This is a genomic window from Aeromonas caviae (assembly GCF_000819785.1).
Lineage (GTDB): Bacteria > Pseudomonadota > Gammaproteobacteria > Enterobacterales > Aeromonadaceae > Aeromonas > Aeromonas caviae.
In genome coordinates, this window is the sequence record NZ_CDBK01000087.1 from 65,656 (window position 1) to 80,632 (window position 14,977).

At 61.8% G+C, this 14,977-nt stretch carries 17 protein-coding genes, 1 tRNA gene and 1 other RNA gene; 14 read left to right on the forward strand and 5 right to left on the reverse strand.

Going from position 1 to position 14,977, the window contains the following annotated elements; genetic code table 11:
- Positions 1 to 25: 25 nt before the first annotated feature.
- Positions 26 to 1,048: a response regulator gene (locus BN1120_RS14495; RefSeq protein WP_042016635.1), complete on the forward strand. Its 1,023-nt coding sequence runs from the start codon at positions 26 to 28 to the stop codon at positions 1,046 to 1,048.
- Positions 1,049 to 1,080: 32 nt separating this feature from the next.
- A complete protein-coding gene (locus BN1120_RS14500; RefSeq protein WP_039038700.1) occupies positions 1,081 to 1,512 on the forward strand; it encodes a PAS domain-containing protein in 432 nt (143 codons plus the stop codon).
- Positions 1,513 to 1,575: 63 nt separating this feature from the next.
- On the opposite strand, the gene ltaE is transcribed toward BN1120_RS14500, so the two are convergent.
- From ltaE to BN1120_RS14515, 3 genes are all read right to left on the reverse strand, one after another.
- A complete protein-coding gene (gene ltaE, locus BN1120_RS14505; RefSeq protein ID WP_042016636.1) occupies positions 1,576 to 2,592 on the reverse strand; it encodes a low-specificity L-threonine aldolase in 1,017 nt (338 codons plus the stop codon).
- 86 nt (positions 2,593 to 2,678) lie between these two features.
- Positions 2,679 to 3,386, reverse strand: coding sequence for a Rossmann-fold NAD(P)-binding domain-containing protein (locus BN1120_RS14510; RefSeq protein ID WP_039038702.1), 708 nt, complete (start codon positions 3,384 to 3,386; stop codon positions 2,679 to 2,681).
- 75 nt (positions 3,387 to 3,461) lie between these two features.
- Positions 3,462 to 3,869 (reverse strand): transcriptional regulator, encoded by a 408-nt coding sequence (locus tag BN1120_RS14515; protein ID WP_042016637.1) that lies wholly within the window; start codon positions 3,867 to 3,869, stop codon positions 3,462 to 3,464.
- A gap of 166 nt (positions 3,870 to 4,035) precedes the next feature.
- Between BN1120_RS14515 and BN1120_RS14520 the strand changes: the two genes are divergently transcribed.
- Positions 4,036 to 4,935, forward strand: coding sequence for an aldo/keto reductase (locus tag BN1120_RS14520; protein WP_042016639.1), 900 nt, complete (start codon positions 4,036 to 4,038; stop codon positions 4,933 to 4,935).
- 69 nt (positions 4,936 to 5,004) lie between these two features.
- Here BN1120_RS14520 and BN1120_RS14525 read toward each other — a convergent pair whose 3' ends face one another.
- Together BN1120_RS14525 and BN1120_RS14530 are read right to left on the reverse strand one after the other, a co-directional pair.
- Complete coding sequence (locus tag BN1120_RS14525) at positions 5,005 to 5,283, reverse strand: RNA recognition motif domain-containing protein (protein ID WP_029314670.1); 279 nt, start codon at positions 5,281 to 5,283, stop codon at positions 5,005 to 5,007.
- 212 nt (positions 5,284 to 5,495) lie between these two features.
- Complete coding sequence (locus BN1120_RS14530) at positions 5,496 to 6,038, reverse strand: hypothetical protein (RefSeq protein WP_010675020.1); 543 nt, start codon at positions 6,036 to 6,038, stop codon at positions 5,496 to 5,498.
- Positions 6,039 to 6,212: 174 nt separating this feature from the next.
- On the opposite strand from BN1120_RS14530, the gene mepA reads away from it, so the two are divergent.
- The 11 genes from mepA to nuoC all read left to right on the forward strand — a co-directional run bounded on the left by mepA (position 6,213) and on the right by nuoC (position 14,969).
- Complete coding sequence (gene mepA / locus BN1120_RS14535) at positions 6,213 to 6,956, forward strand: penicillin-insensitive murein endopeptidase (RefSeq protein WP_042016640.1); 744 nt, start codon at positions 6,213 to 6,215, stop codon at positions 6,954 to 6,956.
- A gap of 42 nt (positions 6,957 to 6,998) precedes the next feature.
- On the forward strand, positions 6,999 to 7,604 hold the full coding sequence (locus BN1120_RS14540) for a LemA family protein (RefSeq protein ID WP_010675022.1): 606 nt from the start codon (positions 6,999 to 7,001) through the stop codon (positions 7,602 to 7,604).
- A complete protein-coding gene (locus BN1120_RS14545; protein WP_042016642.1) occupies positions 7,601 to 8,335 on the forward strand; it encodes a TPM domain-containing protein in 735 nt (244 codons plus the stop codon). The genes BN1120_RS14540 and BN1120_RS14545 overlap by 4 nt, the downstream gene beginning before the upstream one ends.
- 22 nt (positions 8,336 to 8,357) lie before the next feature.
- On the forward strand, positions 8,358 to 8,975 hold the full coding sequence (locus tag BN1120_RS14550; protein ID WP_039038708.1) for a TPM domain-containing protein: 618 nt from the start codon (positions 8,358 to 8,360) through the stop codon (positions 8,973 to 8,975).
- 266 nt (positions 8,976 to 9,241) lie between these two features.
- Positions 9,242 to 9,329: transfer RNA gene (locus tag BN1120_RS14555), tRNA-Ser, on the forward strand.
- A gap of 55 nt (positions 9,330 to 9,384) precedes the next feature.
- Positions 9,385 to 9,513: non-coding RNA, RtT sRNA (locus BN1120_RS20905), on the forward strand.
- 671 nt (positions 9,514 to 10,184) lie between these two features.
- Entirely contained in the window at positions 10,185 to 10,943 is a 759-nt protein-coding gene (locus tag BN1120_RS14560; RefSeq protein ID WP_039038709.1) for a flagellar motor protein, read from the forward strand.
- Positions 10,921 to 11,796, forward strand: coding sequence for a flagellar motor protein MotB (locus BN1120_RS14565; RefSeq protein WP_010675026.1), 876 nt, complete (start codon positions 10,921 to 10,923; stop codon positions 11,794 to 11,796). The genes BN1120_RS14560 and BN1120_RS14565 overlap by 23 nt, the downstream gene beginning before the upstream one ends.
- Before the next feature lie 256 nt (positions 11,797 to 12,052).
- Positions 12,053 to 12,457 (forward strand): NADH-quinone oxidoreductase subunit A, encoded by a 405-nt coding sequence (locus BN1120_RS14570; RefSeq protein ID WP_039038710.1) that lies wholly within the window; start codon positions 12,053 to 12,055, stop codon positions 12,455 to 12,457.
- Positions 12,458 to 12,486: 29 nt separating this feature from the next.
- Positions 12,487 to 13,161 carry a NuoB/complex I 20 kDa subunit family protein gene (locus tag BN1120_RS14575; protein ID WP_010675028.1) on the forward strand — a complete coding sequence of 225 codons (675 nt, stop codon included), beginning with the start codon at positions 12,487 to 12,489 and terminating at the stop codon, positions 13,159 to 13,161.
- A gap of 2 nt (positions 13,162 to 13,163) precedes the next feature.
- Positions 13,164 to 14,969, forward strand: a complete 1,806-nt coding sequence (gene nuoC, locus BN1120_RS14580; RefSeq protein ID WP_041211563.1) for an NADH-quinone oxidoreductase subunit C/D — start codon at positions 13,164 to 13,166, stop codon at positions 14,967 to 14,969.
- The last annotated feature ends 8 nt before the right edge of the window (positions 14,970 to 14,977 follow it).

A 14,977-nucleotide genomic window follows, 5' to 3' on the forward strand; every position in this document is an offset into this window, starting at 1 on the left:
CTCGTTGCACAGGTCGGCTAACACTATGAATGTATTGATATGTGATGACTCCGGGTTCGCGCGCAAACAGCTGGTGCGCGCCCTGCCCGCCGATTGGGATGTCACCTTGCACCAGGCCGCGGACGGGCTGGAAGGGGTCGAGCAGATCCTGATGGGGCACGGGGACCTGATCTTTCTCGATCTCACCATGCCGGAGATGGACGGATATGGGGTTCTCGAGACCCTCAAGCGAGAAGGGGTGCGCAGCAAGGTGATCGTGGTTTCCGGCGACATCCAGCCGGAAGCCCATGAGCGTGTCATGGCCCTTGGCGCCCTCGATTTCATCAAGAAGCCGGCCTCCCCGGACACCCTCCTTGCCCTGCTCAAGCGCCACGGTCTGTGGCAATCGGCCACCCAGGTGACGGCCATCCAGCCCCAGCCCGTCGCCAGCCACCAGGCTGCCCAGAGCAGCATCCAGTTCACCCCCGAGCTGCGGGATGTCTATCAGGAACTGGCCAACGTCGCCATGGGCCAGGGGGCGGATCTGCTGGCCCGCCTGCTCGGCGCCTTCGTGCTGCTCCCCATCCCCAACGTCAACGTGCTGGAGGTCTCCGAGCTGCACATGGCGCTCTCGGCCGCCGCCGAGTCGGAGACGCTCTCTGCGGTCTGTCAAGGCTTCATCGGGGCCGGGATCGCCGGGGAGGCCCTGCTGCTGTTCCACGATGCCAGCTTCCAGGACCTGGCCCGCCTGATGAACCATCAGGGGGAGCTGGATCACGGCGCCGAACTGGAACTGCTGATGGACACCGCCAACGTGCTGATCGGTGCCTTCCTGCGCGGCTACGCCAACCAGCTCGACACCCCTTTTAGCCAGGGTCACCCCGTGGTGCTGGGCCAGCACAGGCCCATTCAGGATCTCATTCGGACCAACCAGAGCCGCTGGCGCCGCACTCTGGCCATCGAGATCAACTATCGGGTGCAGGGCTATGCGGTGCAGTGCGATCTCTTGCTGCTGTTTACCGAAGATTCCATCGCCACCATGAACAACAAGATCATGCACATGCTCTGACCGTCCCGCGGCAGCAACCACCAGGAGTGACCATGGACATTCGGGAATTTCATTGGCTGATGAACATCGTCCAGAATCTGGACGTGGGGCTGGTCGTGCTCGACAGGGAGTACCGGATCCAGGTGTGGAACGGCTTCATGGAGAGTCACAGCGGCCGGCTGGCAGGCGAGGTGCGCGATCAAGGGCTGTTCTCGCTCTTCCCCGATGTGGACAAGGCCTGGTTCGAGCGCAAGGCCAACATGGTATTCAAGCTCAACAACCGTGCCTTCAGCACCTGGGAGCAGCGCCCCTACCTGTTGCGTTTCTCCAACTACCGCCCCATCACGGGATCGGCCCCCTACATGTACCAGAACCTGACCCTGGTGCCGCTGGCCGACTTCGCCGGAGAGGTCACCCATCTGGCCATCATGATCTATGACGCCACCGACGAGGCCATGCTGATCACCGGCCAGCGCCAGGGATGACCGACCCTGCCATGACAACAAGGGCGCCCGATGGCGCCCTTGTTGTTGCGATGGAGAATGGCGTCAGCCACTCAGATACTCGGTGAAGGCGTCGATCACCTCGTCGATGTCATCGTCGGTGATCTGCAGGTGGGTCACCAGCCTGAGTTCCCCGTAGCCGGAGAAGAGAATACCGCGCTCCTTCATGAAACCCAGCAAGGTGGCGGGATCCCCCTGGGTCAGGCGCAGGAATACCATGTTGGTCTGCACCTCCCCCAAGTTGAGTGCGATGCCTGGCAACGCGGCCAGCCCCTCTGCCAGACGCCTGGCGCGGCGATGATCATCCGCCAGCCGGGCAACGTGCTGATCCAGCGCGAACAGGGCGGCCTGGGCCAGGATCCCTCCCTGGCGCATGCCGCCCCCCAGCATCTTGCGCAGCCGCCTGGCACGGGCGATGAACGCAGCCGATCCCACCAGCAGGGACCCCACCGGCGCCCCCAGTCCCTTGGAGAGGCAGACGGAGATGCTGTCAAAAGGCGCCGCGATGGCGGCCACCGGCTCCCCGCTTGCCACCACCGCATTGAAGAGGCGAGCCCCGTCCAGGTGAAGCTTCAGCCCCTTCTCGTCGACGAATTCGCGCATGGCGCGCAGGTAGGTCAATGGCAGCACCTTGCCGTTATGGGTATTTTCCAGGCAGACGAGGCGCGTCTGGACGAAATGGGGATCATCGGGAGCGATGGCCCCCCGCACATCCTCGATGGCCAGGGTGCCGTCCGCCTGCATGGGGACGGATTGCAGGGCCACCGAGCCCAGCACGGCAGAGCCCTGGGCCTCGTAGCGATAGATGTGGGAGGCCGCCCCCAGCACGGCCCCTTCCCCACGCTGGCAGTGACTCATCATGGCCAGCAGGTTGGACATGGTGCCGGAGGGCACGAACAGGGCCGCCTCCTTGCCAAGCAGTTCGGCGCCGCGGCGCTCCAGCGCATTGATGCTGGGATCTTCCCCATAGACATCGTCTCCCACCTCGGCATGCAGCATGCTCTGGCGCATGGCTTCCGTGGGCTGGGTCACGGTATCACTTCGTAAATCGATATAGCGCATGTCATCCTCCTGATGCAGGACGATGACATTAACCAGCCGACACCCGGCTGGCAAGAAACAGCAAGCGGGAATGTGAGCCCGGCGGCTCACCAGGGCAGCGACTGACCCTGCAGATCCACGAAACGGCCCGAGTGCGCCGGCGTCAGTGTGGCCATCAGATCCAGCAGGCGGACGGCGACCTCGGCGGGGTCCTGCAGCAGGGCGGGATCCATCTCCTGAAGAAAAGGTTGCTGCATGGGGGTATTCATGAGGCCGGGATGCACGGTGATGACACCGGCGCCGGGAAAACGTCCGGCCCACTCACCCGCCAGGATCCGGGATCCCATGTTGAGGGCGGCCTTGCTCATACGGTAGCTGTAGTGGCACATGGCCTCCTGGCCCCCCTCCTCCAGGCTTCCCGCCCGATCCGAGAGGGTGCAGAGCCAGAGCGTGCTCTGGGGCATCATGCGCCGACTGAGGTTGGCACCAAGGGCCAGGTGGGGCCAGGCATTGGCCAGCAGACTCTCTTCAAGCCATTGGGGGGTCACCTCCTCCACCCGCCGCTCCGGCATGTGGGCAAGATCATGGAGCAGGCCTATGGTGTTGATCACTACCGTCGGCAGGGTGGTGCTGTCATAGAGGGTGAAGAGGGCCTCAAAAGAGAGCGAGTCCACCTCCTGCAGCGGAAAGTAGCAGGCGGGGTCCAGCCCCCTGGGCAGTTGCCTGCCCGCCAGCAACCACTCTTCTCCCCGTCTGGCCAGCTCCCGTGCCAGCGCACTGCCCAACCCGCCACTGCCCAGGATCAGATAGCTCATCTGCGTGTCCTTGGATTTGATCACTGCTTAGAGGGTATCAGAAGAATGGCGGACTGCCGGGAGCCCCCGTCAGGCTCAGGCCTCGGCCAGATGGCGCCCAAACTCCCGCGCCCGGGCCAGGTCCAGAAAACCGTCCGCCTGCTTGTGGCTGCGCAGGAACTGGTAATAGGCGAGCAGGGTCACCAGTTGCTCCTCGTCCGGCATGGGCTTTCCCGGACGGGTCTCCTGCACCAGCGACCCCGCCGCCGCCAGCGCGTCCCTGTCCACCACCTCGGCCTGACGATAGAGATACCCGCAACCGGTGGCGAGCCACTCCAGCGAGCAGTTGGCTCCCATGGCAATCTGGTTCGCCTTGCCAAGGCCGGGCTCGGCCCCTTTCAGATACTTGCGGATCAGGGCTTCACTCAACCCCACCTTGCGGGCAAAGGCGCTCACGCTCCCCTCCCCAATAAGGCTTTGCAGCCTGGCGGCAAATCCTTCCATCACCCCTTCTCCTCTCACTGACACCGGGATCTTGACCCGTCGGAGTCAGAACCATAGTTCGAATTCGCGAAGGGGGCATTATTGCCTTGTCCGCCGGAAGAGACCAAGATGCTGGCACATGATTTTGCCCCTTTCTTTTCGCATTGTTATCTCCAGAGGAGTCACCATGTCCGTATCCCGTCTGGCCCTGCATGAGCAAGGCCCCACCTTCTCCCGCCTCATCATGGGCTACTGGCGCCTGATGGAGTGGCAGCTCTCCCCCACCGCCCTGCTGGACCTGATGAAATATCACCTTGATCTCGGGGTCACCACCATCGATCACGCCGACATCTACGGTGGCTACCAATGCGAGGAGGCCTTCGGCCATGCCCTGCGCCTGGAACCCTCCCTGCGCGATCGCATGGAGATCGTCAGCAAGTGCGGCATCGCCCTCACCGCCAATCCGGCCCACGCCCTGAATCACTACAACACCGGCAAGGGACACATCGTCGCCAGTGCCGAAGCCTCCTTGCAAAAGCTCGGCACCGATCATCTGGATCTGTTGCTGATCCATCGCCCCGACCCCTTGATGAACGCCGACGAGGTGGCCGACGCCTTCATCACCCTCAAGCAGGCAGGCAAGATCAAGCACGCCGGGGTCTCCAACTTCACGCCCCACCAGTTCGCCCTGCTGCAATCCCGCCTGCCCTTCCCCCTGGTCACCAACCAGCTGGAGATCTCCCCGCTCCATCAGGAGGGGACGCTGGATGGTGCCCTGGATCAATGCCAGCAACTGCGCATCAAGCCCATGGCCTGGTCCTGCCTTGGCGGCGGGCGGCTGTTCCATGCCCCCGACTATGCCCCGCTGCGGTCGGAACTCGAGCAGATCCGCCAGGAGGTGGGCGCCGACTGTCTGGAGCAGGTGGTCTACGCCTGGGTGATGATGCTGCCGAGTCAGCCGCTGCCCCTCATCGGCTCCGGCAAACGGGAGCGGATCGCCGCCGCTGTGGCAGCCGAGTCCATTGAGCTCACTCGCCAGCAGTGGTTCCGCATCCGCAAGGCCGCTCTGGGTTATGACGTTCCCTGAGTCTGCACCAGACCCTGAAAACAAAAACGGCATGGAGGATTCCATGCCGTTTTCCGTTATCGAGACGATTCAACGATGGCGCTGGGGGCGACCACGGGGTGCATCCGTCTTCGGTTTGGCCTGATTGACCGTGATGGTGCGGCCGCCGACCTCGGTGCCGTGCAACTCGGCGATGGCCTTCTCGGCCTCACCATTGACCGGCATTTCAATGAAACCAAACCCCTTGGACTGACCGGTATCGCGGTCGATGATGATATCGACCTTGTCTACCTGCCCAAATTGGCTGAACACGGTTGTCAGTTCGTCGGCCGTCATCCGGTACGACAGATTACCTACGTAAATCTTCATGCCATCCACTCTCGATTCAAGGTGCCTTATCTATGCATCCACCGACCTGGGAGTAAGGGCACAACCCCCCTGCCGGACCAGCCACGGCATCATGCCATGGCACTTCCAGCTTCGTATCCCAAGTCCTTGATCTCTTGGGCTATCGGAGCAGGAAAGATCAAATCGAATCAGAGGCAGTATCTGAGCATTGGGATGAATTGTCGAGAAAATAGTCAGATCGGGTGCAGCTCGGCCAGCAATGTGCCGAGGGCACGACGCCCATGCCAGGCACGTTTGAACCCGAATCGATAGACCCCGGGAGCCACTTCGTGAGTCCCTTCCCGGGACAACCCGAGCAGGCTGGTGGCCGTCGCCAGGGTCACCTCATCCAGCCCGAGATCCAGGCTGAAATCGAGCCACTGACCATCGTGTCCCACCTTGCGATCCCGCTCCATGCCCACCAGCACGGCTCTGGGCAGGGCCAACGCCCGGTCTTCGCCGCCATTGAGCAGATAGAGATGGCGTTCATCCCAGGCAAGCTCCGCCAGACGCCAGCGCTGCCAGTTGCGCGGCAACACCATCATCACCAGCACGATGCCGCCAAAGACCACCCCGACCCAGGGCAGCAGGCCCATGTCGGGATATCCCAGCCAGAGGGCGGCCACCACAGTGGCGAGACTCGCCAGCAACAGGCAGATCATGACCCCGTAAAACCGCCGGGCCGGGGGCATCAGCCAGCTCACGTTCTCTTGCGCTGCCAGCTCACTGACTCTCATCTTCTCTTCTCCTTCTGTGATGCGAACGGCCTTGCCGTCGCTGCGTTGCCGCGCATTGTGCGCGAGCGACGCGCCGCGATGCAACCGCCACCGCGACACGGATGACGGCCAGCCGCCACTCTTGGTATGCTTGGGGCTGTCTGAGCCCGCACTGGGCGCCATCCCGGGAGTCCCATGTTCGCCACCGCCCTGCTCTTGTCCGCGAGCACACTCTATGCCGAGGCCATCGGCGGCTACTCCGCCGGCTGCCTGAAAAATGCCGTGGCCCTGCCCCTCGAAGGCCCTGGTTATCAGGTGATCCGCACCAAACGGCTGCGCTATTACGGTCACCCCGACCTCATCCATTACCTGCAGCATCTGGCCAACCAGACCAGACTGGCCGGCATGCCGGATCTCTATATCGCCGACCTCGCCATGATGCACGGGGGGCCTTTTACCTCAGGTCATCGCAGCCACCAGACCGGCCTGGATGCCGACATCTGGTTCAGGATGGCTGACAGACCCATCAGCCGCTGGGAGCAGGATGCCCCCAGGGAGTGGGCGCTGATCGACGAACCCAGCTACCGGATGCTGCCCGGCCGATTCGGCCCAAGGCAGCTCAATCTGCTGCGCCTTGCGGCTGATCGCCCCGAGGTGGCGCGTATCTTCGTCAACCCCGTCATCAAGGCCGAGGTGTGCAAACAGGCACCCGGTGAAGCCTGGGTCGGCAAGCTGCGCCCCTGGGTCGGCCACTTCAGCCACTTTCACGTGCGCCTGCGCTGCCCGGCAAACAGTCCGGACTGCCAGCCCCAGGCTCCCATTCCCCCCGGCAATGGCTGTGGGGAGGAGCTGACCTCCTGGTTCAAGGACAAACCCCAGCTGCCCAAAGTGTCGATGAGCTACCGCGCCCCCCTGTTACCCAGGCGTTGTGAGGGCTGACCACAAGCTGTTATGGTGAACCTATTTCCGAGAGAAATATCAATGGAGAACAACAAGATGGCCACTTCACTCTGGCAGCGTGGTACCCGTGCCCTGCTGACCCTGACCCTGCTGCTGGGTTTGACCGGCTGCGGCATGAACACCATTCCGACCCTGGATGAGCAGGTCAAGGCGAGCTGGGGACAGGTCGAGAACCAGTACCAGCGCAGGGCCGATCTCATTCCCAACCTGGTGGCCACCGTCAAGGGGTACGCCAGCCACGAGCAGGAGACCCTCAAGGCGGTCACCGATGCCCGTGCCCGAGTCGGCAGCGTGCAGGTGAGTGACCCCTCCCAGCTCAAGGCGTTCGAGGCGGCGCAGGAGCAGCTCTCCAGCGCCCTCTCCCGGCTGATGGTAGTGGTCGAGCGCTACCCGGATCTGAAGGCCGATCAGCAGTTCCTGACCCTGCAGGCCCAGCTGGAAGGCACCGAGAATCGCATCGCGGTGGCCAGACGGGATTACATCGAGGCAGTACGCCAGTTCAATACCGAGATCCGTACCTTCCCCGGGGTCATCTGGTCCAAGCTGCTTTACTCCGATCTGGAAGCCAAACCCACCTTCAGCGCCAAACCCGGTGCCGATGAGGCGCCCAAGGTCAGCTTCCAATGAACGTGATGAGACACTGGCTGGCGCTCTGTCTGCTGCTCTGTGCCACGGCACTGCATGCCGCCCCCGATTTCCCGGCCCTGACCGGGCGGGTGGTGGACGAGGCCAATCTGATGTCCCGCAAGCAGGCCCACCAACTCGCACAGCAACTGGCCGTCTTCGAGAAGCGCAGCGGCGTCCAGCTGGTGGTGGTCTCCATCGACACGCTGGCGGGGGATACCATCGAAGAGTACGGCTACCAGCTCGGTCGCCACTGGGGCATCGGCCAAAAAGGCAAGAACAACGGCGTGCTGCTGATCATCGCCCAGGACGAGCGCAAGGTGCGCATCGAGGTGGGTTATGGCCTGGAAGGTGCCCTGCCCGACGCCATCGCCGCCAATATCATCCAGACCCGGATCCTGCCCGCCTTCAAGCGCGGTGACATGGTGGCCGGCATCCTCGCCGGCAGCCAGGGCATCATGCAGGCCCTGGCCGGGGAGTATCAGCCCGTGGACAACACCAGCAAGGCCGACAAGCAGGGAGGTCCCTGGCTCTTCATCCTGGTGGTGATTGCGATGATCGTGCTGCACAATCTGCGCGGCGGCGGCGGTGGGCCGGGAGGACGTCGCCGGACCGCCTACATGGCCGGTGGATTCGGTGCCGGCTCCTTTGGCGGCCGCACTGGCGGCGGTGGTGGCGGTTTCAGTGGTGGCGGCGGCAGCTTTGGCGGCGGCGGTGCATCTGGCGGTTGGTAATCAGGGAAAAAGAGACAACAAGATGATTTCGAAACAGTTTTTCCACACCTTGCAGGCCAGGGTTCGACAGGCCGAGCAGGCCACGGATGCCGAACTGGTCACCGTGCTGGCCCCGGCCAGCGATGGCTATCGCTATATCCCGACCCTGTGGGCCGCCCTGCTGGCCATGCTCACCCCCCTGCTGGTCTTCCAGCTCGGCTTCTGGCTTGGCTGGTACGAGATCCTGCTGGTGCAGTGGTCGGTCTGGTTGCTGCTGAGCCTGCTGTTCCACTGGACACCCATCAAGATGCGGCTCATCCCCCACAAGGTACGCCGTCACCGGGCCGCCCTGATGGCCCGCCTGCAGTTTGTCGAGCAGGGACTTCACCGCACCCGGGACCGGCTCGGGGTGCTAATCTTCGTCTCGGTGGCGGAGCACTATGTGGAAATCCTGGTAGACGACGGGATCGCCCAGCACATCGACAACACCCAGTGGCAGCAGATCATCGACGACTTCGTGGTTCGGGTACGCAACAAGGAGGTCGAGCAGGGGTTCCTGGAGTGCGTGGAGCGCACCAGCGCCATTCTGACCGACGCCTTCCCCGCCACCCGGGATCAGAACGAGCTGCCTGACAGCCTGATCATTCTCGACAAGCCTTGAACGGGATTAAAAAACCGGCATTCTGTTCAAGGGATAGGCACTCGATAAAGATTATGAAAAATAAGGGGAAAAGTGGTTGACCCAGGCAGCCCTTTCCCCTAAATTACGCCCCGTTCCAGCGCAACGGCGCAGCGAACACCGTGTTGGCTGAACACGTTAAATCACAGAGCAGAATTTGGTGAGGTATCCGAGAGGCTGCCCACCGACGAAGTCGGCAAGATGCACGCGCAGCGTGCTCCGAAAGCCACTTCAAGCAGTAAAAATTTGGTGAGGTGTCCGAGTGGCTGAAGGAGCACGCCTGGAAAGTGTGTATACGGCAACGTATCGAGGGTTCGAATCCCTCCCTCACCGCCAAATTGTAAAAACCGACCTCAGGGTCGGTTTTTTGCATCTGGTGACATGGCAACATCCGATGTCGATGGAGAGAAGGTGAGAAGCCTCGTCGGGTTCGAGCAGAGCAGCTTGCTGCGATGAACGGCCGCAGGCCGCCCCGAAGGGGTAAGCCATGCAGTGGTGAATCATCCCTCCCTCACCGCCAGATAAAGTAAAAGGCCCCGTCGCAAGACGGGGCCTTTTACTTTTTCCGATGATGGGCGGCTCGGTTCGACCCCTGTCGACAGGCGGGCAGGATAGCCCGACTGGACGGCCAGAGGCCGCCCGCAGGGCGAGCGCCAGGGATGGTGCGAGTCAATCCCGATCCAGCGTACAGCTTGAAGTACCGACCTCAGGGTCGGTTTTTTTGCTTCAAGGTGTCTGCCAACCCCCTGGCAGGAGAAACCCGTCATCGGCGGGGCCAGAAAAAACGGCTTGCCGCGATACCTGGCCAAGTGCCGCCCAGCCAATCCCACCCCTTCCGCCTCTCTGCTCTCTGCTCTCTGCTCTCTGCCGACAAGGGATATGCCCCGAGGGCAGCCAGCCCTCTCTCGTTGACAGCGCATTACGCCAATCAAAGAGAAAATGACGATATAAATAACCAACACCCTCTCACAGATAGCACAGTATATTGTGATATCACTTGGATAACCGCCTCGTCCTGCCATGCCGGCACCGTCAACCTGCTCTGCAGATCAGGCGGCACAGGCCGATGCCACCGGACACTACCGGGTCTGCGCAACCTCTCGGATATTGCTCACCGATTGGATATCGTTTTGAAAAACTGATAGTTAAATGGCTACACTAGCCTCACACATCGCATAGGGATATGGACAAATGAGTCTTATTGGCTTGCTGCTGGCCCTGGCAGCCATTCTGGGTGGCAACATGATAGAAGGGGGGCACCCCAGCGCCCTGCTCGATCTGCCCGCCTTTCTCATCGTGATCGGCGGTACCGTCGGTGCCGCACTGACCCAGTTTCCTTTCTCCGTGGTTGGTAAAACCCTCAAGCGCTTCAAGTGGCTCATCACTCCCCTGCGCCTCGACATGCTGGAGCAGGCCCAACTGCTTGAAACTCTGGCGGGCAATGCACGGCGCAGTGGCATGCTGGCACTGGAGGGCATGATCGACGACATCAAGGATCCCTTCCTGCAAAAAGGGGTACAGATGATGGTCGATGGCTACGAGAAGACCAAAATCCACGAGGTACTGGAAAACGAGATCGAGTTCGAGCAGGAAGATATCGAACAGACCGTCAAATTCTACGAGGCCATGGGGGGCTACTGCCCGACCATGGGGATCGTCGGGGCCGTATTTGGCCTCATTCACGCCATGGGCCTGCTGGATGCCCCCGACAAGCTGGGGGGCGCCATCGCGGTGGCCTTTATCGCCACCATCTACGGGGTGTCGGCCGCCAACCTCATCTTCCTGCCCTTCGGCAACCGCTACAAGTCGTTTGCCCACCAGATCCGCCACTACAAGGAGATGACCCTCACCGGCATCCTCTGCATCGTGGACGGCGAGTCACAGCAACGGCTGCAAGTGACCCTTGAGCCTTACCTCGGAGGCCACAGTGGCGAAAAAGAAAAAGGCTGAGGCGCCGGAGAACCACGAACGCTGGCTGGTCTCCTACGCCGACTTCATGACACTGCTGTTCGCCCTATTCGTGGTGCTCTACTCCTTCGCCATGGCCAAGCAGTCGGAGACTCGCGTGCTCATTCAGGGCTTTATCGAATCTCTTGGCAAGATAGGGCTGGTTTCCCTTCCCGCCGGCTCCCCCGTGATGCAGGGGGGCACAGGCATACTGGAACCCGAGTCCAAGACCACCCCCAATACCTCCCAGAAAGAGCAGGTGCTGGATACCCAGACGCCCGCAGCGGCGGCCGACCCTTTCAACGAGACCATCGGCTCCTCGGAGAAACCTACGGCCACGGAGTCCTGGCCCCACAAGACCAAGGAGCAGGATTGGGTCACGGTCACCAAGCAGAAGCTGGATCAGCAGCTCAAGAGCCAAATCGAGTCCAAGGAGATCGAGGTGGAGCAGCTTGGCAGCCAACTGGTGATCCGCATCGGCGAGAAGACCTTGTTCCCGGCCGACTCCGCCTTCTTGCAGCCCCAGTTCATTCCCCTGGTCAACAAGGTCTCGGACGTGCTGGCGGACATTCCCGGCATGGTGGTGGTCACCGGTCACACCGACAACTCCCAGGCGCCGGTGGAGCTCTATCGCAACAACTGGGAGCTGTCGGTGCTGCGGGCGGCCACCATCACCCACACCCTGCTGACCAACCCCAAGCTGGATTCACGACGGCTGATCGCCCAGGGGGTGGCGGATACCCAACCCCGTTATCCGAACGATACCCCGGCTCACCGCCAGGCCAACCGCCGGGTGGAGATCGTGCTCTCCCAGGGCAAGGCGGCAGAGCAGAGCCTCCCCGTTCTCCAACCCTGAAACAGACCCCGCCATGCGGGGTCTTTTGTTTCCTGCCATCCACCGGATTTTCAAACTATCCGGTTTTTTTCTGCTAAACAAAAACGATTGAAAACAATTCTCAAACGAGAAAGTTGACCCCGCTAGCAAAACACAATTTTCATCCCGTTGATTAATAATTAATCCTTTGAAATGACATGTAAATCAGTACGAAAGTGGCATACTACGTAACGTCATTGTTAAGTCACATGATTAATTTGGTTAGGGAAAAACCTATATGTTTGCTGATATTGCCGTCCAGCACTGGGCTTTTGCTGTCTATGTCATTGGCGCCATCTGTATCTGCTTGACCATGATAGGCCTGGCGGCCTTGCTGGGGGGACGCGCCTATGGCCGTGCCAAGAACAAACCCTTCGAATCCGGGGTGGATTCCGTCGGCAACGCCCGCCTGCGCTTCTCCGCCAAGTTCTACCTGGTCGCCATGTTCTTCGTCATCTTCGATGTCGAAGCCCTCTATCTCTTTGCCTGGTCCGTCTCCGTTCGGGAGAGCGGCTGGGTCGGCTTCATCGAAGCCACCATCTTCATCACCCTGCTGCTGGTAGGCCTCCTCTACCTGTGGCGCATTGGTGCCCTCGACTGGGCCCCGAAAAAGCGTGTCCTGACTGACAAGAAACCAGACTGAACTACCGATTATCTCTTTGAGGTTGCACCATGAAGTACACCCTGACCCGGATTGACCCGGATGCGCCCGTTGAGCGCTACCCCCAGGAACAGCGCCAGACCGTCGATGATCCACTGGCGCAGCAAGCGACCCGCGGCATCATGATCGGGCGCCTCGAAGAGGTGCTGCAAGACACCGTCAACTGGGGCCGCAAGAACTCCCTCTGGCCCTACAACTTCGGCATCTCCTGCTGCTACGTGGAGATGTGTACCGCCTTCACCTCTCCCCACGACGTGGCTCGCTTCGGTGCTGAGGTCATACGAGCCTCCCCCCGTCAGGCCGACTTCATGGTGATTGCCGGCACCCCTTTCATCAAGATGGCCCCTGTCATCCAGCGGCTCTATGAGCAGTTGCTCGAGCCCAAGTGGGTCATCTCCATGGGGGCCTGCGCCAACTCCGGCGGCATGTATGACATCTACTCCGTGGTACAGGGGGTGGACAAGTTCCTGCCGGTCGATGTCTACATTCCGGGCTGCCCGCCCCGCCCCGAAGCCTTCCTGCAAGCCCTGATGCTGCTGCAGGAGTCCATCGGCAAGGAACGCCGCCCCCTCTCCTGGGTGGTGGGGGATCAGGGGATCTACCGTCCCCAGATGCAATCCGAGAAGGAACGCAAGCGCGGCGAGCGGATCAACGTGACCAACCTGCGCACGCCGGATGAGATCTGATCATGAAACTGACTCGAGAATTCCCAAGCAATTACACCATGGCCCAGTGGCAAACCGCCGATCACGCCGATGCCCAGGTGGTCGGCGAGCTGTTCGCCCACTTCGGTGCCGAGCGCTTCACCGTGCAGAGCACCCGTACCGGCGTGCCGGTCATCTGGCTCTCCCGGGATCTGCTGCTGGACGTGATGGGCTTCTTGCAAAAGCTGCCCTCCCCCTTCGTGATGCTGTTCGATCTCAGCGCCACCGACGAACGGATGCGCAGCCATCGCCACGGCCTGCCAGAGAGCGACTTTACCGTCTTCTATCACCTCATCTCCATCGACCGTAACGCCGACGTGATGCTGAAGGTGGCGCTCAAGGAGAGCGATCTCCATCTGCCCACCGTCAGCCGCCACTTCCCCAACGCCAACTGGTACGAGCGGGAAGTGTGGGATCTGATGGGGATCACCTTCGATGGCCACCCCCATCTGACCCGCATCATGATGCCCAAGAGCTGGCAAGGGCACCCCTTGCGCAAGGACTACCCGGCGCGCGCCACCGAGTTTGATCCCTTCATGCTCGATGCGGTCAAGCAGGATCAGGAGCAGGACAACCTGCTGTTCAAGCCGGAAGAGTGGGGCATGGCCCGCGGCAACGAGAACGAGGACTACATGTTCCTGAACCTCGGGCCGAACCACCCCTCCGCCCACGGCGCCTTCCGCCTGGTGCTGCAACTCGACGGGGAAGAGATCCGCGACTGCGTGCCCGACATCGGCTATCACCACCGCGGCGCCGAGAAGATGGGCGAGCGCCAGTCCTGGCACAGCTACATCCCCTACACCGACCGGGTCGAATACCTGGGCGGCGTGATGAACAACCTGCCCTATGTGCTGGCGGTCGAGAAGCTGGCCGGCATCAAGGTGCCGGCGCGGGTCGACATGATCCGGGTGATGATGGCGGAGCTGTTCCGCATCCAGAGCCACCTGCTGTTCCTTGGCACCTACATTCAGGACGTGGGGGCCATGACCCCGGTCTTCTTCACCTTCACGGACCGCCAGAAGATCTACACCATCATCGAGGCCATCACCGGAGCCCGCATGCACCCGGCCTGGTTCCGCATCGGCGGCGTGGCCCACGATCTGCCTGCCGGCTGGACCCGCCTCATCCAGGACAACCTGTTGAGCTGGCTGCCCAAGCGGTTGATGGAGTATGAAAAGGCGGCCATGCGCAACAGCATACTGCGGGGCCGCACCATCGGCGTCGCCGCCTACAACACGGCCCAGGCCCTGGCCTGGGGCACCACGGGGGGCGGTCTGCGGGCCACGGGGCTCAACTTTGACGTGCGCAAATGGCGCCCCTATTCCGGTTACGATCAGTTCGAGTTCGAGGTACCGGTGGGCAGCAACGGGGACGCCTACGACCGCGCCACCGTACGCATCGAGGAGATCCGCCAGAGCCTGTCCATTATCGAGCAGTGCATGAAAAACATGCCTGAGGGCCCCTTCAAGGCGGATCACCCGCTCACCACGCCACCGCCCAAAGAGCGCACCCTGCAGGACATCGAAACCCTGATCACCCACTTCCTGCAAGTCTCCTGGGGGCCTGTCATGCCGGCCGCCGAGTCCTTCCAGATGATAGAGGCGACCAAGGGGGTCAACAGCTATTACCTGACCAGCGACGGATCCACCATGAGCTACCGGACCCGGATCCGCACCCCGAGCTTTGCTCACCTGCAGCAGATCCCCTCGGTGATCCGCGGCCAGATGGTGTCGGATCTTATCGTCTACCTGGGCAGTATCGATTTCGTTATGTCAGATGTGGATCGTTGAGTCCTCTC